This window comes from Salmonella sp. 32100201201700099SM (assembly GCF_017572645.1).
Lineage (GTDB): Bacteria > Pseudomonadota > Gammaproteobacteria > Enterobacterales > Enterobacteriaceae > Salmonella > Salmonella enterica.
Map to the genome: position 1 here is coordinate 233,459 of NZ_JAGERQ010000001.1, position 18,074 is coordinate 251,532.

The 18,074-nt window shown below is 51.9% G+C and carries 14 protein-coding genes and 1 pseudogene; 6 read left to right on the plus strand and 9 right to left on the minus strand.

What is annotated here, in order from left to right; genetic code table 11:
- Positions 1-96 precede the first annotated feature (96 nt).
- Positions 97-1,500 carry a class II fumarate hydratase gene (gene fumC, locus J4685_RS01245; RefSeq protein WP_000259128.1) on the plus strand — a complete coding sequence of 468 codons (1,404 nt, stop codon included), beginning with the start codon at positions 97-99 and terminating at the stop codon, positions 1,498-1,500.
- On the opposite strand, the gene tus is transcribed toward fumC, so the two are convergent.
- The 5 genes from tus to rstA form a co-directional block, all read right to left on the minus strand.
- Positions 1,497-2,426 (minus strand): DNA replication terminus site-binding protein, encoded by a 930-nt coding sequence (tus, locus tag J4685_RS01250; RefSeq protein ID WP_000092484.1) that lies wholly within the window; start codon positions 2,424-2,426, stop codon positions 1,497-1,499. The genes fumC and tus overlap by 4 nt on opposite strands.
- 75 nt (positions 2,427-2,501) lie before the next feature.
- On the minus strand, positions 2,502-3,803 hold the full coding sequence (gene rstB, locus J4685_RS01255; RefSeq protein ID WP_000732960.1) for a two-component system sensor histidine kinase RstB: 1,302 nt from the start codon (positions 3,801-3,803) through the stop codon (positions 2,502-2,504).
- A gap of 110 nt (positions 3,804-3,913) precedes the next feature.
- A complete protein-coding gene (locus tag J4685_RS01260; RefSeq protein ID WP_000928677.1) occupies positions 3,914-5,620 on the minus strand; it encodes an amidohydrolase in 1,707 nt (568 codons plus the stop codon).
- Positions 5,621-5,773: 153 nt separating this feature from the next.
- Positions 5,774-6,925, minus strand: a complete 1,152-nt coding sequence (gene ompS2, locus J4685_RS01265) for a porin OmpS2 (RefSeq protein ID WP_000824302.1) — start codon at positions 6,923-6,925, stop codon at positions 5,774-5,776.
- A 478-nt stretch (positions 6,926-7,403) separates the two neighbouring features.
- On the minus strand, positions 7,404-8,135 hold the full coding sequence (gene rstA, locus J4685_RS01270) for a two-component system response regulator RstA (RefSeq protein ID WP_001080048.1): 732 nt from the start codon (positions 8,133-8,135) through the stop codon (positions 7,404-7,406).
- Positions 8,136-8,260: 125 nt separating this feature from the next.
- Here rstA and J4685_RS01275 point away from each other — a divergent pair, with 125 nt between their 5' ends.
- Positions 8,261-8,596: a GlpM family protein gene (locus J4685_RS01275; RefSeq protein WP_000524877.1), complete on the plus strand. Its 336-nt coding sequence runs from the start codon at positions 8,261-8,263 to the stop codon at positions 8,594-8,596.
- Between the two features lie 61 nt (positions 8,597-8,657).
- On the opposite strand, the gene J4685_RS01280 is transcribed toward J4685_RS01275, so the two are convergent.
- On the minus strand, positions 8,658-10,040 hold the full coding sequence (locus J4685_RS01280) for an amino acid permease (RefSeq protein WP_000412348.1): 1,383 nt from the start codon (positions 10,038-10,040) through the stop codon (positions 8,658-8,660).
- Positions 10,041-10,338: 298 nt separating this feature from the next.
- Positions 10,339-11,283, minus strand: a complete 945-nt coding sequence (gene ydgH, locus J4685_RS01285) for a DUF1471 family protein YdgH (RefSeq protein ID WP_000769296.1) — start codon at positions 11,281-11,283, stop codon at positions 10,339-10,341.
- A 526-nt stretch (positions 11,284-11,809) separates the two neighbouring features.
- Between ydgH and pntA the strand changes: the two genes are divergently transcribed.
- Together pntA and pntB are read left to right on the plus strand one after the other, a co-directional pair.
- Positions 11,810-13,339 carry a Re/Si-specific NAD(P)(+) transhydrogenase subunit alpha gene (gene pntA / locus J4685_RS01290; RefSeq protein WP_001219354.1) on the plus strand — a complete coding sequence of 510 codons (1,530 nt, stop codon included), beginning with the start codon at positions 11,810-11,812 and terminating at the stop codon, positions 13,337-13,339.
- Positions 13,340-13,349: 10 nt separating this feature from the next.
- Complete coding sequence (gene pntB, locus J4685_RS01295; protein ID WP_000014056.1) at positions 13,350-14,738, plus strand: Re/Si-specific NAD(P)(+) transhydrogenase subunit beta; 1,389 nt, start codon at positions 13,350-13,352, stop codon at positions 14,736-14,738.
- 174 nt (positions 14,739-14,912) lie between these two features.
- On the opposite strand, the gene J4685_RS01300 is transcribed toward pntB, so the two are convergent.
- Positions 14,913-15,947 carry an AI-2E family transporter gene (locus tag J4685_RS01300; RefSeq protein WP_001118266.1) on the minus strand — a complete coding sequence of 345 codons (1,035 nt, stop codon included), beginning with the start codon at positions 15,945-15,947 and terminating at the stop codon, positions 14,913-14,915.
- A 416-nt stretch (positions 15,948-16,363) separates the two neighbouring features.
- Between J4685_RS01300 and mdtJ the strand changes: the two genes are divergently transcribed.
- Together mdtJ and mdtI are read left to right on the plus strand one after the other, a co-directional pair.
- Positions 16,364-16,726, plus strand: coding sequence for a multidrug/spermidine efflux SMR transporter subunit MdtJ (mdtJ, locus tag J4685_RS01305; protein WP_000500279.1), 363 nt, complete (start codon positions 16,364-16,366; stop codon positions 16,724-16,726).
- Positions 16,713-17,041, plus strand: a pseudogene (mdtI, locus tag J4685_RS01310) (multidrug/spermidine efflux SMR transporter subunit MdtI). The gene mdtJ and the pseudogene mdtI overlap by 14 nt, the downstream one beginning before the upstream one ends.
- 38 nt (positions 17,042-17,079) lie before the next feature.
- Here the strand turns inward: mdtI and J4685_RS01315 are convergent.
- Complete coding sequence (locus J4685_RS01315) at positions 17,080-17,901, minus strand: trypsin-like serine peptidase (RefSeq protein WP_000549649.1); 822 nt, start codon at positions 17,899-17,901, stop codon at positions 17,080-17,082.
- Positions 17,902-18,074: the final 173 nt, after the last annotated feature.

An 18,074-nucleotide genomic window follows, 5' to 3' on the forward strand; every position in this document is an offset into this window, starting at 1 on the left:
CTACACCGTTGTGTTGTTATCGTTAATACTCATAAGACCGTAAACATGTGAGCAATGTCGACACATGATCTCATCAACTTGAGTAAGGAGCAGGTAATGGTAACGGTACGCCGCGAGAAAGATTCAATGGGCGTGATTGAAGTCCCGGCAGATAAACTGTGGGGGGCGCAAACGCAACGTTCGCTGGAGCATTTTCGGATTTCCACGGAGAAAATGCCCGTCTCGCTCATTCACGCTCTGGCGTTGACCAAGCGCGCCGCTGCGAAGGTCAACCAGGACTTAGGGTTGTTGGCGGCGGAAAAAGCCAGCGCGATTATCGAGGCAGCTGATGAAGTGCTGGCGGGAAAACATGCTGATGAGTTTCCGCTGGCGATTTGGCAGACCGGGTCCGGTACGCAAAGCAACATGAATATGAATGAAGTGTTAGCGAACCGCGCCAGTGAAATTTTGGGCGGCGTTCGCGGTATGGAACGCAAAGTGCATCCCAATGATGACGTCAATAAGAGTCAAAGCTCAAACGATGTGTTCCCAACCGCCATGCACGTGGCGGCGTTACTGGCGTTACGCGAACACCTTATCCCGCAATTATCCGCATTAACGGATACGCTTCGCGATAAATCCCACGCTTTCGCCGATATTGTCAAAATTGGGCGTACTCACCTGCAGGACGCGACGCCGCTCACCTTAGGCCAGGAGATTTCCGGTTGGGTAGCCATGTTGGAACATAACCTCAGGCACATTGAGCACAGTTTACCGCACATCGCGGAACTGGCGCTTGGCGGAACCGCAGTGGGGACAGGGCTTAATACCCACCCGGAATATGCCCGGCGCGTGGCCGAGGAACTGGCGACGATTACCGCAGCGCCGTTTGTTACCGCCCCGAATAAATTCGAAGCGCTGGCGACCTGTGACGCGTTGGTACAGGCGCATGGCGCATTAAAAGGACTGGCGGCCTCGCTGATGAAAATCGCCAATGATGTTCGCTGGCTGGCGTCCGGCCCGCGCTGCGGCATTGGCGAGATTGCTATCCCGGAGAATGAGCCAGGCAGTTCCATTATGCCTGGTAAAGTGAACCCGACCCAGTGTGAAGCGGTAACGATGCTATGTTGCCAGGTGATGGGTAACGATGTGGCCATCAATATGGGGGGCGCATCGGGCAACTTTGAGCTCAACGTCTATCGTCCGATGGTTATTCATAATTTTCTGCAAACGGTGCGCCTGCTGGCCGATGGCATGGCGAGTTTCAATCAACACTGTGCGTCAGGAATCGAGCCAAACCGCGAGCGTATTACGCAGTTGCTGAATGAGTCGCTGATGCTGGTCACTGCGCTCAATACGCACATCGGTTACGATAAAGCGGCGGAGATTGCGAAGAAGGCGCATAAAGAAGGGCTGACGCTCAAAGCCTCAGCCGTGGCATTAGGATACCTTAGCGACGAGGAGTTCGACGCCTGGGTACGTCCGGAGTTGATGGTTGGCAGTATGACGCCGGGACGTTAATCCGCCACATACAGGTGCAGTCGCGGAATAATCAGTCGCAGCGGCTGCGCCTGTGGTTTAAAACGGTGCTGAATATTATCGGCGTCATAGTTTTCCAGCCCGCCAATATCCGGCACGCCTGCGCCGTTGTCCGTGTTGATTAATGCGATAATCGGCGTGGGGCAGGCGTGTTGCACCTGTTTCTGCTGGCCTTTATACCAGATGCGGGCGATCGGCTGTACTTTAACCGGACGCTTAATCTTGAGTCGGGCCTGCTGCGGTAAGGCAGCGATATCCTGATATTCCCGTTCCAGCTTGAATTGCCATTGTTCGCGCGTCCACGGCGGGACGCTGCGCGGCGACGCGAGGCTTTTTTTCAACTGGCTCAGAACCTCATCCCGGCTTAAATTTTTAATAATATGTTTATTTGCCCAGCCGAAACGTATGGTGGCGGGGTTATTGATAAGCGTCAGCGTGCGGTAAGCGTTCAGCGTAATTAAGCCGGGTAGATGCCGATGCACCCACTCAAAACGTGCCGCTGAGGGAAGACCGGACTCTACCGTAACCATCTGCTCGAAGGTGGTTTTCAACTGGTTAATGCGCTGTATCTGATTTTCCAGATCTAACTGTGTCGCATTATCCACTTGATAGCATAAGACGCCAGGCAGGCGGACGGCGGCTTTACTGCTGCGGTTTTCGGACTGCTGTTGAATAAACAAATGGCGATAGTGACGTAGCGCCAGCGCTTCGGCCTCTTTCCCCAGATGTTGCGTTACCTCGATAGTATCCAGCGGCGCATGTTCCGCCTCTTTGGTCACCTGCGGCAGTGAAAAGATACGGGCGATAAGTAGCGAATGCTGCTGTAGATTATCCGTCAGCGCCGCCAGGTGTTGTTCTATCTGGCGAAAAGTGCCATTCAGGCGTTCAACGAGATCGTAGCGGGACATGGTATCACTCACTTTAGTTACAACATACTATCTGTATAGCACAGTTCCCGCCGCTCAACCAGCGTGCAAAATACGTCAGGCAGCGGCCATGTCGGGCATCGCGTGCCAGACCGGCCAGTGAAAGCTAAATTTTGCGCCGCCCAGTTCGCTCTCGTCACAGGCGACGCTACCGCCCATCGCCAGGGCGATAGAGTGTACGATGGCGAGTCCAAGCCCGCAGCCGCCTGTCGCCCGGTCTCTACTGGGGTCGAGTCTGACAAAAGGTTCAAATACGCGCTCTCGCGCATCCGCTTCAATGCCGGGGCCATCATCTTCGACTATCAGCGTTGCCTGACTGCCGTCGAGTAACAGACTGACCTGAACGGTGGTATGACTGTAGCGCAACGCATTATTCAGCAGGTTATCCAGCACTCGCGACATTAACCGCATATCAAGCGCGCCATAATCGCCGATTACACATGTGACAAGGTTTACGGCGCGTTCCGGGGTCACGCTCTGCACATCCTGCAAATGCGCGAGCAACCAGGCGGGGAGGTCGGGTTCGGTCAACATCAGTTCATTTTGTGGTCGGTCAAGGCGCGCATAGGTGAGCAGTTCTTCAATCAGCGCTTCCAGTTGACCAATATCGCGATTGAGCGCCTGTGATTCCGGCGGTGTCAGATTTTCACTCATTTCAAGCCGATAGCGTAAACGTACCAGCGGCGTGCGAAGCTCATGGGCGATACCGTCAATCAGCTGTTTTTTACTGGCGATCAGGGCATTAATGTTATCCGCCATCTGGTTGAACGCGACGCCCAGACGTTCGAAACTGGAGCCATTATCGAAGTGCAGGCGTTCAGTCAAATGACCCTCGCCAAAGCGCTGCGCGGCGGATTCGAGCCTGAGCATTTCTTGCCAGTGCGGGCGCATCCAGATAAACACAGGAAAGGCGAGAGAAAAGGCAATGAGCGCCATTAAGGCGATATCCAGCAGTCGCATTTGATGCAGGAAATAGAGATAGGGAACCGGGCCAACCGCCAGGACGTAATGGCTGCGCGGGATACGCTGAATAAAGGTGTATTGATCGTCAAGCGCGACAATATCGCCTTCACGCAGTCGCTGCGTGGTGGTGGCATCAAGCTTATAGTGATTTAACGGTTCAACGCGTAAATCGAAAGAGAGGTTCAGGTCCATCTCTTTTAACGTTTTCCCCCATTCACGCGGCGGGATTTCCCGCAGTTCGCTGCGCATCAGATAGAGCGAACTTTTCATCAGATCGTCGAGCGATTGCCTGCCCGCGCGTTCGGCGGTGAATTTGTACACCAGTCCGACCAATAAGGTCATGACCAGAAAACAGACGAACAGCAAAAGGTAAAACTGCACAAACAGCTTTTTCATCAACGCCCACCGGATCTCAATACATTAGCTCTATCGCGCGCTGACGGAAAAGATTTCCCGTCAGCGCCGCTGGTGGGTTATAAAAGCAGGCTTTGCGTCAACTGACAACCTCATTGTCCGGCGTTAAGGTCCGGACTTTCGTGAACAATGCGTCCATCGACAAGTGTCAAAACAGCGCGAATGGTATCAATTCTGTCTTCGGGCATCGTCATAAATGGTTGATTGAGTACCGCCAGATCGGCCTGTTTTCCGACGCTAAGCTGGCCCCGGTGTTGTTCGGCAAAGGCGAGCCAGGCGGCATGACGTGTATATAACGCTAGCGCTTCCAGACGCGTGAGTCGCTCGCTGGCGGGTTTACGCACGGAACCGCCTGACGCTATACCGGTGATATGATATTCGATAGCGTGCCAGACACCAGCAATGCCAATACGCGTCGAATCGGTACCGCCAGCTACGACAAGCCCTTTATCCAGCGCCAGTCGAACCGGCGGCGAATTGTCCGTCGCACCGGGTGGGTTGGCGTCACGGATGGCAAGCCCCTCAAAGTAAGGCCCCATTTGCACAGTGTATGCCAGACCCAGCTTACGCATTCGCTCAAGCGTCTGTGGTGAACCGGTATTCAGATGCGCAATAGACCAGCGGAGAGGGCGCAGATCGTACTGCTGCGCTACCTGCTCAAAAATCGTCAATATCGCGTCGGCGCTGTCATCGGTATAGGCGTGGATCTCAAGCGGTATTCCCCGTTTTGCCGCAAATGTCGCGACCTGGCGAAGCGCGGTTTTGTCTTGCTCTGAGGAAGAAAACCCTGGGGCCATCCGCACGCCGTCATTCATACCGGCCACCAGGCTTTCCCCCAGGCCAAGAAAAGCCAGTTGCCCGTCATCGGCACGCGCCGGGCGAAAGGCCATCAGGTTGCTGAACCACTGCGCTTCATGACCTTTCGCTTCTGGCTGTACCGGAATGCGACACCCCACGCGCAGCGGTAAATCCCCCTGGTTTCGCATTGCAAATAAAGGCTCATAAGCGGCGGCAGGCCCGGCAGAGGGGTCAATGATGCCGGTCACGCCGCGAGCGTTCATATCAGCGAAAAATTGCCGCAGACCGCCCTCGCGATCGGCGTTACGACTTATGCTGGCAAAAAGCTGATTGAACGCGGCGATGTCACCAAATAATTTCCCCGTGGCGCTACCTTTTGCGTCGCGCTCTACGCGGATTCCCGCTAAATCAGGAGGAGGGGTGTTGTTAAGGCCAAGTACGTCTATACCGCGCTGATTCACTAACGCATAGTCGTAAAGATACTGAATATAAGCCGGATGATCGGGAAGGGCGTGGCTCAGTTCGGCTACCGTCGGCGCCCGGTTTTCTGCAAATTGCGCCGGTATCCACGATCCCACTACGGCTACCCATTGATCGTGGGGACGACGGTTAGCGTCGGCGCGTAATTTATCCAGCGCGTCTTTAAGCGAAGGGCTGTCGTACCAGTAGGTTTCGAATGTCCAGGTTTGTCCGCCGCGAATGGCATGAATGTGGGTATCGGTCAGGCCGGGTATCACGGTTTTACCCTGTAAATCGATGGTACGGGTATGGTCGCCGCGCCAGTCATTTGTCGCCGTATCATCGCCAATCGCCACAATCCGCGAGCCGGAAATCGCCAGCGCGCTGGCCTGCGGCTGGGCATCATTCAGAGTGATGATATTACCGTTATGCAAAATAATATCCGCTGCCGGGCGGGCGGCGGTGGCTGCGCCTGTGGCCGTGAGCAGAAAGAGAAGCGCGGTTCTGGAAATCAGAGACGGGACGAGACTAATCATTAGCATGTTCCTTTATGTCGGGCGATAAGCAAACGATAGAGAGCGAACAAGAATTGTTCAATCTGTGCCCAGGGAACAGTGCGTTCTGTTTTTAGAACGGTGGTAATAAAAAAAGAAAAGCCCGCCGAAACGGCGGGCTTGAGAAGAATTAATGAATAATTAGAACTGGTAAACCATACCCAGCGCGACGATATCATCAGTGCTGATACCGGCATCTTTATAGAACGGGTCGTCATCATCCAGCAGGTTGATTTTATAATCAACATAGGTGGAGAAGTTTTTGTTGAAATAGTAGGTAGCACCTACATCAGCATATTTAACCAGGTCTTTATCATCACCATTAACGTTGTTATAGGTCAGATCTTTACCTTTAGACATCAGGAAAGAAACCGCCGGGCGCAGACCGAAGTCAAATTGATATTGGGCTGTAACTTCGAAGTTTTGCGTTTTGTTTGCTACGCCGCCAGCATAATCCTTGTCCGTTTTACCATAAGGCGTCATATTACGGGTTTCAGAATACATAGTCGCTAAATAGATGTTGTTGGCATCATATTTCAAGCCAGCTGTCCATGCATCCGCTTTGTCGCCGCCAGCAATGGTACCGCCTGCATTGACTTGCTCATTAGTACGATCGGAAGTGGTATACGCAGCGCCTGCGCTGAAGCCCATGCCAATATCATAGGTAGTAGAAATACCGAAGCCATCACCGTTATCGTAACGAATATCGTCGCCATCATTACGGTTATTGGTACCGATATTTACATCGTCAGCGCTTTGGCTTTCATTTTTACCCTGATATTGCAACGCGAAGTTCAGACCGTCTACCAGACCGAAGAAATCAGTGTTACGGTAGGTGGCCACACCGTTAGCACGACCGGTCATGTAGTTGTCAGCGTAAGTATAGGAGTCGCCGCCGAACTCAGGCAGCATATCGGTCCAGCCTTCTACGTCGTACAGGACGCCGTAGTTACGACCATAGTCGAATGAGCCGTAGTCGCCGAATTTCAGACCGGCGAATGCCAGACGAGTCCAGGAGTTCGCGCCTTCGCCTTCGGTAGTGTTAGCCTGAACGTTATATTCCCACTGGCCGTAACCGGTCAGTTGGTCATTAATCTGTGTTTCGCCTTTAAAGCCGAAACGCATATAAGTCTGGTCGCCATCTTTAGAAGAGTCATCAGAGAAATAGTGCAGGCCGTCTACTTTCCCGTAAAGGTCCAGTTTGTTGCCGTCTTTGTTATAAATTTCAGCGGCGTGTGCCGCGCCAGCAGCCAGCAGAGCCGGGATGACAAGTGCCAATACTTTTCTTTTCATTTTTTTATCCTTAAAAACTTAACTTATTTGTAAAAGATTGAACTTCTACAGATTCGTTGAATCAAAGGCATCCTAATCTGAATAATATTATTTCAGCAAATACTAACTTTTCTTATATGTTATTAATTAATACAAAAGTTACTATCGGAAATGTATATATTTATCGTGAATATATTTATTATTATATATTCATGATCATGATTTGTTTGATTTCACAATTTGCGAAAAAAGACGGCAATATAGCGCCGGGAAGACATTCTGTTATCAATTTTGTGAACTGGCTTCGAGTTTTTTTAATTTAATTTTTTTGGCGAAAAAGACGTAATGATGAACCGCAAAGCAGATAAAACGGTAATAAAGGGGCTGTTCCGACTAATAAAAATAGCATCCATGTATGCAATGTTTGTTTTTTGAACAGTGGCGGTGATGAGCATCGCCATTATGACTTGATAAAGGCAGGTAAAATCTGTCGGCTCACTTATCCCGTCGTTTCGTCCCAGGCATGAGGGGCAAAAAGATAGCCTTTATTGCGAATGGTCTTTATACGATAGGGCTCAGCAGCGCTATCCAGCAGTTTCTTACGCAGGCGGGAAATCGCTACATCCACGCTGCGATCCAGACCATCATAATTAACGCCGCGCAGCGTTTTTAGCAACGCGTCGCGATCCATAATTTGTCCGGCGTGTGTCGCCAGTTCCCAGAGCAATTCAAAATCGGCGGTGGAGAGCGATATGAAATCGCCGTTGAGCTGGACCGCCCGGTTAAGGGGATCGATGGTTAACGCGCCAAAACGCAGCGCTTTATGCGGCGTAAGCGCGCTCTCCTGAAGACTTTTTGCCTGTTGCGTTTGTTCGCTTTGCCGCAGGTGTAAGCGCAGACGCGCCAGCAAAACGGCCGGAGGCGTGGTTTTGAGGATGTAGTCGCAGGCGCCCATCTCCAGCGCCAGAATATGATTCATATCACTGTCCAGCGAGGTGAGCAGGACAATCGGGCCTTGCCAGCGGTGGCGTAAATCGCGGCATATCGTCATGCCATCTTTACCTGGAAGCATAATATCCAGTAAAACCAGATCGGGCTGAGTGGTGAGGATAAGATCCTCCGCCCGGTCACCACGCGGCTCAACAATGACATCAATATCATGTTTCGCCAGATAAGCGGCAATGAGAGAACCCACTTCAGCGTCGTCTTCAACAAATACAATGCGGTTCATATTATAAATGGAGAATAGAAAACGCCAACATACACCGCCTCTGTTTTCCCTTCCATAAATCTTTTCTAAACGAGAGCGGTTCCGTTATGCTACACGCTGTTGTTATTAGCATGTTAAGGCAAGGAATGGGACTCGTGATTAAAGCTGCCCTGGGGGCGCTGGTCGTCGTATTGATTGGTCTGCTGTCAAAAACAAAAAATTATTATATCGCCGGATTAATTCCTCTGTTTCCAACGTTTGCGCTTATCGCGCACTATATCGTGGCCAGCGAGCGGGGCATCGACGCGATGCGTACCACCATCGTCTTTAGCATGTGGTCGATCATTCCTTATTTCATTTATCTTGCAACGCTATGGTATTTCAGCGGCGTGATGCGTCTGCCCGTCGCGCTTGGCGGTGCGGTGGTCTGCTGGGGGCTAAGCGCGTGGCTGCTGATTTTTTGCTGGATTAAATGGCATTAATATTGGCAAAGACCGTGGTTTCCCCATCGTAATACAGACGGATATTACGATGGGGAGGTGGTTAACCCACCAGCATCCACGTAGCCGGAACCGCCGCGACCAGCAATAAACCAATCAGCACGACTTCCTGACGATTTAATACATTGTCATGCTTGTGCGTCCGACGCGCATACAGGAAAACCAGTAATCCAGGCGCGTACAGTACGACGGACAGCAGCAGGTGCATAGGGCCCGACGCATATAATAACCATAAGCCATAAATACAGGCTCCGATACCGACCGCCCGATGGAGGGGACGTGCTGCAATCTTCAGCAGAAATGCGCCGACCAGAAAGTAGGGCACCAGAATCATTTCTGACGCAATCGTCAATAGCGTGTTGTAGTCCGAACAGGTCAGCCAGATCAGCACCAGACAGATTTGCACACAGATATTGGTGAGCCATAACGACGCAGAAGGCGCACCTTGCGCATTTTGTCGCGCGAAGATGCCCGGGAAGGATTTATAGGCTGCCGCCAGAAACGGCACCTCCGCCGCCATGATAGTCCAGCTTAGATAAGCCCCGCAGACAGACACAATCAGTCCCGCTGCAATAATAATTTCTCCCCACGGCCCCATCATTTTCACCATCAGACCGGCCATCGACGGGTTGCGCATCTCCGCCAGTTCCGGACGCGCAAGAACGCCAAGAGAAAGCAGCGTGACCAGGAGATATATTCCCAGCGCTGCGAGTACTGCCAGTAGCGTGGCGCGGCCTACATCGCGTTTATTTTTCGCTCGGGCCGAGACGACGACGGCGCCTTCAACGCCAATAAACACCCACAGCGTAATAAGCATGGTGTTCTTGACCTGTTCCCATACGGGAATACCGAGTTCAACACCGGTGAAGTCCAGTGTGAAGGTATCCAGTTTGAACATCATGATAGCCAGCACAATAAACGCGCAGAGCGGCAACAGTTTCGCCAGAGTCGCAACCAGATTGATGCTGGCTGCCGTTTGTACGCCGCGCAGGATGAGGAAATGGACAATCCAGAGCAGGACTGAAGCGCCGACAATAGCCTGCCAGGTATTACCGTCGCCAAACAGACGCAGGGCAGGCGTATCGGTAAAGAAACTCAGCGCTGAAAAGACGATAACCAAATAGGATACGTTGGCGATGACCGCGCACAGCCAATAGCCCCAGGCAGAACAAAAGCCAATCAGTTCGCCGAAGCCTTCGCGGGCGTAAGTAAAGATACCGCCGTCAAGCTCGGAGCGAATGCGCGTAAGGATTAACATCGCGAATGCCAGTAAGAGTATCCCCACGCCGGTAATGGCCCAGCCAATTAACAACGCAGCCGGACTGGCAACGGCGGCCATATTCTGGGGCAGACTGAAAACACCTGCGCCAAGCATTGAGCTTAAAACCAGCGCGGTCAGCGCGCTCAGTCCCAGTTTTTTTTCCATTGGTATCCAGCTATAAAAATGAAATTGGAAGAATAATTATTATGGCAAAACGCATAAAAATGGTGAAAGCCACTAAGGCGCGGGATTTTACGGAGAGAAAGGACCGCATGCAACGGCCTGGATAAGATTTATCGCCAAAAAAGCGAAAAGTGAGATTCATCGCGATATTTGACGGAACTGGCATCCCGCGAGAAAGTGCCGGATGGCGGCTTATCAGGCCTGCCGTTGAACGATCGTGTAGGCCTGATAAAGCAGGTATGCCGCCATCCGGCGAGAAAGCCTGATGGCGACGCGCGCCTTATTTATAGAGGTCGGCGCTGATAGTGATGTTATTGCCGCGCTCCTGCCACTGACGCGTAATATGATAATACTTCGCGCCTTTCTTCGCCGCGCGTTTGGCGACCTGGTGGGAGATTTCTGTCATATTGCCGTAGTTGCCGGTGAACTTAACGCTGTCGAAAGGCACCATCATCGCAGCCGTCGCTTTATTCAGTTCCTCAACTTTTGTGCCATCCGGAAGTGTGACAGTGTAACGCCCGCCTTTGGTGGATTGTGTTTCGAAGAAACGGCCTACTTCGGCGCTCGGCGAGGCTGACGTGGCAACGCCTGGAATTTCGACTTTCTTCGCAGCTTCGCCGCCCTGAGCCAGCGCGGCGCGGCCAGCTTCAGAGTCTGCCGGAATAGCGTCCGGGCTCTGGACGATGCGTTTTTTCGCATCTTGTTTATAGATAAATGCAGTGATGCGTTGGTTTCCGCCCTGATTCGCATCTATCTGACGAACAATATAGAAAGCGTATGCGCCTTTTTGTTTCGCCGCTTTCGTAATGGCATCGTTAACTTCCGGCTGGCTACGGTAGAAGCCCTGAACGGTGACGGTGTCATACGGTTCTAATTGTACGGCCTGGTCTTTCGGTAATTCCACGATGCCATTAATGACACGATTTTTGGGCGCGTCGGCTTTCGGCGCGTCGGCTTTATACACGTCCGCCACAACACGCCAGTTACCACTGTTGCCGAACTCCGAGGTGTCGACAACATAGAAGGAGGCTGCGCCTTCTTTATCTGCGCGGCGGGACACGGCGGAGACCGCATCGCCAATAGCATTAAAACGACCGGTAATAACGATGCGGTCATAAGGTTTTAGTGCAGCCGCTTGCTCCGGCGTCAGTTCTGTTGCTGCATGGACAGAAAAAGCAGCCGCAGAAAGCAGAGCCGACGCCAGGAGAGTGTTCTTAAGCTTCATAAAAATAATCCTTCGCCTTGCGCAAACCAGGTACTGGTATTGTTATTGACTAGAAACGTGGCTGATTATTGCATTTAAACCATATGGATGTCTGCGGGATTTTTCACGCATCGTGTCATGTATCCTATCTTTGATGATAACATTTACCGATATGTCGAAAAAAACGGCGTCCGGGCGGCTAAGCTAATGAAGCACATAAATTTAATAAGTTAATTTAATGTTAATTTCTTGATCCCGGCAGAGGTTTAATGATGTTTTGCTGTCAAATTTGAGCGAATTATCAGCCCTCGCAGGCCATTTTCAAGGCATTATGGCTGCTTAGCGGCTGAATCGTTCATGTTTTGCAAATTTGATAAAAAATTCTGTTTTTTGGCGCTAGATCACAGGCGTTATTTTCAGTAGGTTATAGAGAGTTTGTAACGGTTTTATTCTGCTGGGGTAACATTTACCTCAAACGCGGGCAGGCATACGCTTCTCGCGCTTACTGACAAACCATCATCAAAAATACCGATGGAAGGGAACATTTATGCGAATTGGCATACCAAAAGAGCGGTTACCCAATGAAACCCGTGTCGCTGCGACGCCGAAAACGGTAGAGCAGCTACTGAAGCTGGGGTTTAGCGTCGCTATCGAAAGCGGGGCGGGTCAACTGGCAAGTTTTGACGACAAAGCGTTTGCGCAGGCTGGCGCGGATATTGTAGACGGCAATGCTATCTGGCAGTCGGAAATTATTCTCAAGGTTAATGCGCCTGAAGAAGATGAAATCGCTTTACTGAACCCCGGGACTACGCTGGTCAGTTTTATATGGCCTGCGCAAAATCCTGGGTTAATGGAGAAACTTGCCGAACGTAAGGTCACGGTGATGGCGATGGACTCCGTGCCGCGTATTTCCCGCGCGCAGTCGCTCGACGCGTTAAGCTCAATGGCGAATATCGCGGGTTATCGCGCCATTGTAGAGGCCGCGCATGAATTTGGGCGCTTCTTTACCGGCCAAATCACCGCCGCCGGGAAAGTGCCGCCGGCGAAGGTGATGGTGATTGGCGCGGGCGTTGCCGGTCTTGCGGCTATCGGCGCGGCAAACAGCCTGGGGGCGATTGTCCGCGCGTTTGACACTCGTCCTGAAGTCAAAGAGCAGGTCCAGAGTATGGGGGCTGAGTTCCTCGAACTGGATTTTAAAGAGGAAGCCGGTAGCGGCGATGGTTACGCCAAAGTGATGTCCGAGGCGTTTATCAAAGCGGAAATGGCGCTCTTTGCCGCCCAAGCCAAAGAAGTCGATATCATTGTTACCACCGCGTTGATTCCGGGCAAACCAGCGCCGAAGCTGATTACCCGCGATATGGTCGATTCTATGAAGGCTGGCAGCGTGATTGTCGACCTGGCCGCGCAGAATGGCGGTAACTGCGAATATACCGTCGCCAATCAGGTTGTGACGACGGACAATGGCGTAAAAGTGATTGGCTACACCGATCTACCGGGGCGTTTGCCGACGCAGTCATCCCAGCTTTATGGCACCAACCTGGTTAACCTGCTGAAGCTGCTGTGCAAAGAGAAAGACGGCAATATTGACGTGGATTTTGACGATGTCGTGATCCGTGGCGTGACGGTGATTCGCGACGGCGACATTACCTGGCCTGCGCCGCCAATCCAGGTTTCCGCGCAGCCACAGGCCGCGCCTAAAGCAGCACCTGCGCCAAAAGAGCCGGAAAAGCCCGCTTCACCCTGGCGGAAGTATGCGTTAATGGCGCTGGCGATCATTCTTTTTGGCTGGCTGGCCGATGTCGCGCCAAAAGAGTTCCTCGGCCATTTTACCGTGTTTGCGCTCGCCTGCGTGGTTGGTTATTACGTGGTGTGGAACGTGTCTCATGCGCTTCATACGCCATTAATGTCGGTGACCAACGCAATTTCAGGGATTATTGTTGTCGGGGCATTATTGCAAATTGGTCAGGGCGGCTGGGTCAGCTTCCTGAGCTTTATCGCGGTGCTTATCGCCAGCATTAATATTTTCGGTGGCTTCACCGTGACTCAGCGTATGCTGAAAATGTTCCGGAAAAACTAAGGGGTAACACATGTCTGGAGGATTAGTTACAGCTGCATACATTGTTGCCGCGATCCTGTTTATTTTCAGTCTTGCCGGGCTTTCAAAGCATGAAACGTCCCGCCAGGGGAATAACTTCGGTATTGCCGGGATGGCGATCGCGTTGCTGGCGACCATTTTCGGGCCGGATACCGGCAACGTGGCATGGATTCTGGTTGCCATGATTATTGGCGGCGCGATTGGCATCCGCATGGCGAAAAAAGTTGAGATGACCGAGATGCCGGAGCTGGTCGCGATTCTGCACAGTTTCGTGGGCCTGGCGGCGGTACTGGTTGGCTTTAACAGCTATCTGTACCATGACGCCAGTCTGGCGCCGGTGCTGGTGAATATTCATCTGACCGAAGTCTTCCTCGGTATCTTTATTGGCGCAGTCACTTTCACTGGATCGATCGTAGCGTTTGGTAAACTGCGCGGCAAAATCTCTTCTAAGCCGTTGATGTTGCCTAACCGTCACAAAATGAACCTGGCGGCGCTGGTTGTTTCTTTCCTGTTGCTGCTGGTTTTTGTTCGTACCGAAAGCGTGGGTCTACAGGTTCTGGCGCTGCTGCTGATGACCATTATCGCGCTGGCGTTTGGTTGGCATCTGGTCGCTTCTATCGGTGGGGCGGACATGCCGGTGGTTGTTTCAATGCTGAACTCCTATTCCGGTTGGGCTGCCGCGGCGGCTGGCTTCATGTTGAGCAACGATTTGCTGATTGTGACCGGCGCGCTGGTCGGTTCGTCAGGCGCGATCCTGTCTTACATTATGTGTAAAGCGATGAACCGCTCTTTCATCAGCGTTATTGCTGGTGGGTTCGGTACTGACGGCTCCTCAACGGGCGACGATCAGGAAGCTGGCGAACATCGCGAAATCACGGCGGAAGAGACCGCTGAGATGCTGAAAAACTCCCACTCCGTCATTATTACGCCGGGGTACGGGATGGCGGTAGCGCAGGCGCAGTATCCGGTGGCGGAAATCACCGAAAAACTGCGTGCGCGCGGGATCAACGTGCGTTTCGGCATTCATCCGGTGGCGGGTCGCCTGCCGGGGCATATGAACGTGCTGTTGGCGGAGGCGAAAGTGCCTTATGACATCGTGCTGGAGATGGACGAAATCAATGATGATTTCGCCGATACCGATACCGTGCTGGTGATTGGCGCGAACGATACGGTGAACCCGGCGGCGCAAGACGATCCCCGCAGCCCGATCGCCGGTATGCCGGTTCTCGAAGTGTGGAAAGCACAGAATGTCGTGGTCTTTAAGCGTTCAATGAATACCGGTTATGCTGGTGTGCAGAACCCGCTGTTCTTTAAAGAGAATACGCAAATGCTGTTTGGCGATGCCAAAGCCAGCGTGGATGCAATTCTGAAAGCGCTTTAATCTTTTAAACGTGCGGCGGCCTCTTCGGAGGCCGTTTTTATAAACTTCATCCTTTAAGCTGCCTCTTTGTTGGCTGCGCTCAGAAACCCCGGTCACATCGTTATCTATGCTCCCGGGGATTTCTTCCCTTGCCGCCGCGAGGCATCTTGAATGATTTTGTGTATATATTGCATTTTATCTTTTGTTTAAATCGCTAAGCAGAACGGCGATACTCTGCCCGCCGGTGGTCTGTTCGAGGGCGATTTTGACAATGATGGTTAACGGAACGGAGAGCAACATGCCCACCGGACCTAATAGCCAGCCCCAGAAAATTAACGACAAAAATACCACTAAGGTTGAAAGGCCTAAACCACGTCCCATAATTCGTGGCTCAAGGATATTGCCGAAGACCAGATTAATCAACAGATAGCCTGCCAGCACCAGCAGCGCATCATAAAACCCGTTAAATACCAGCACCTGAATAATGGGCGGCAGGGCAGCGAGCACCGATCCAATATTAGGGATATAATTCAGCGCGAAGGCCAGTAGACCCCAGACAAAGGCGAAGCGGACATCCAGCGCGGCCAGCATTCCCCATGCGACCAGCCCCGTCACGATACTGATCGCTGTTTTTAACACCAGATAATGGGAAACGCTATCAAGCGCGCGTTGAATTGCCGCCATGCCCTCCACCGGACGGCTCATCATCTGCTGCAGTTTTTCAGGCAGTTGTGGAACCTCCAGCAGCATAAATACCACGGTCAATAACAATAAAAAGATGGACGACATGGCATTGGGCAGTTGGGTGAGCAGGTTCGTTACCAGAGTCATGGCGGCGTTTGGATCGATATATTTCGCCAGCTCATCAACCGACACGCCAATGCCTGCTCGCTGTAACCACGGTTCAATACGTTGCAACGGTATCACCAATGAGGAGCGATACTGCGGTAGGGTACGAGCCAGTTCATTTAATGATGTCCCCAAATAGGCCAGTAGCAGTACCATTAACATAACAATAATCACAATGAGCAATGACACGGCGATAACGCGCGGAATTCGACATCGGGTCATCCGTTGCACAACGGGATTGAGAACGACTGCAATAAATAACGCCAAAATAAAGGGAACAATGATATCTGCGGCGAAGCGGATACCGCTCAGAATAACCACCAGCATTCCCAGCATAATGACGATTTTTAGACCATTGAGCGTGATGATCGGTTTTGCCATATCAGTCCCTGTTTTCTATGCCGACACGAATAATAATGTGATGTCGGTCGACCTGTTCTGGTTAAAATCAAACACTTCAGGTAAAGAAGTGAAAATATTTTGAGTTAATTCCTGGCTTATGATACAAATCAGGCGTGTTCAACTACCGAGGACAATTATCATCCGCGATGACGAGAAGCAACACTGCGGATAATTGTAATATTATGGACAATATGTTCAGCGCTTTTTTCTCCACGCAAACGCATCTTCACTCTACCTCCTTTTTCCTGCTTATTGGCGAGCAGCACTGGCGTAACGCACTTTAGTCTCTTACTTCTGCCTGAGCTGGCGCAACGCGCTGTGCTAACTGATTTTATTTTTTAGTTTGCTGCGTGCAGCAGACTCGAAAGAGTATATTCTCATGCAGGAGAAGTGTCATGTTTTACTGGATTTTATTAGCTCTGGCTATCGCGACTGAAATTACCGGCACGCTCTCAATGAAATGGGCTAGTGTGGGTAATGGCAATGCGGGTTTTATTTTAATGCTGGTGATGATCACGCTGTCATATATATTTCTTTCTTTTGCGGTAAAAAAGATTGCCCTGGGTGTGGCGTATGCCTTATGGGAAGGGATCGGCATTTTATTTATTACCATTTTTAGCGTGCTGCTATTTGATGAAGCATTATCAACCATGAAGATTGCCGGCTTGCTGACGCTGGTCGCCGGCATAGTATTGATCAAATCAGGGACGCGTAAACCCGGCAAACCAGTGAAGGGGGCGGCTCGTGCAACAATTTGAATGGATACACGGCGCCTGGCTTGGGTTGGCAATAGTGCTGGAAATCGCGGCTAACGTACTGTTGAAATTTTCGGACGGCTTTCGCCGTAAATGCTATGGCATCTTATCGCTTGCCGCTGTTCTGGCCGCCTTCAGCGCGCTTTCCCAGGCGGTAAAAGGGATAGACCTGTCGGTGGCGTATGCGTTATGGGCGGTTTTGGTATTGCCGCCACGCTGGCGGCGGGCTGGGTGCTCTTCGGCCAGCGCTTAAACCCCAAAGGCTGGGTTGGCGTGATATTGCTGCTCGCCGGAATGGTCATGATCAAATTTGCCTGAGACGATCGCTGCCTGCCGGTCAGGCAGCGATTCCCGCATTAATCCTGCGCCAGAGCTTTCAGCTTATCGCGAAAGCCGGTGACGGATATAGCGCGGTTATCGGCGCGCCAGCGATCTTTAGCCGCAGGGGCGGAGCTTTGTACGCCAATAAGCTGCCATCCGCTATCCGTGTGCAATAAGAGCGGCGAGCCGCTGTCGCCAGGTAACGTGTCGCACTGGTGTGAGAGTACGGCATTCTGCGCCCAGCCGGTCACGACGCAATCCTGATGGGAATAGAGCGCATTCAGATGATCTTCTGGATAACCGGACTGCGTGACTTTTCGGTCTGCGGCTTTCAACGCCGCAGTGAGCGCCGCTTTATCGCCGGTAAATAAAGGCACTGGCGTGATACCGGAAGGTGGGTAGCGCAATATTACCAGACCAAAATCCCAGCTTGCCGCGGCAGGCGGCACAATCCAGCCATCGCCATCCGCTTTCAGACGTCGGCCCAGCGACGGTTCAACGCGGCCTTCAATGCCGTGGATTTCATAGCGCCATACTCCTTTTCGCGCCACAAAACGCAGCGCAACCGCCTTGTCTGGTTTTCCTTTCGGTGGCGTTAGCAGGCAGTGACCTGCTGTCAGGGCGATATGCGGGGAGATAAGTGTTGCCGTACACAAATTACCGCTGGCGGTCTCTAGTTGCCCGATGGCATCCCACGGCGATTGGGTAGGATCGGCGACGGGCACCCGATCGTCATGGTTAAAAAAAAGCGTTTTGACGTCGCTGGCATCCGTGGCGTCTGTTTCAGCCCCCCTGGCTTTCGCCATAACCGGTAAAAAACACACTATGCCCAGTAATACAGCAATGGTTTTATGCATATCACACTCTGGTGGGTAATTATGATTATTAACAACAAACCCTCAGTACTACTATAGACGTGACGGTAAGAAAGTGGGAGTAAAATCAGATAACTACACTCAGGAAAGATAGAAATGCGTGGCAATAACGGCGCATAAAATAAGCACGATAAGAATGAGCTCAAAGCGGTAGC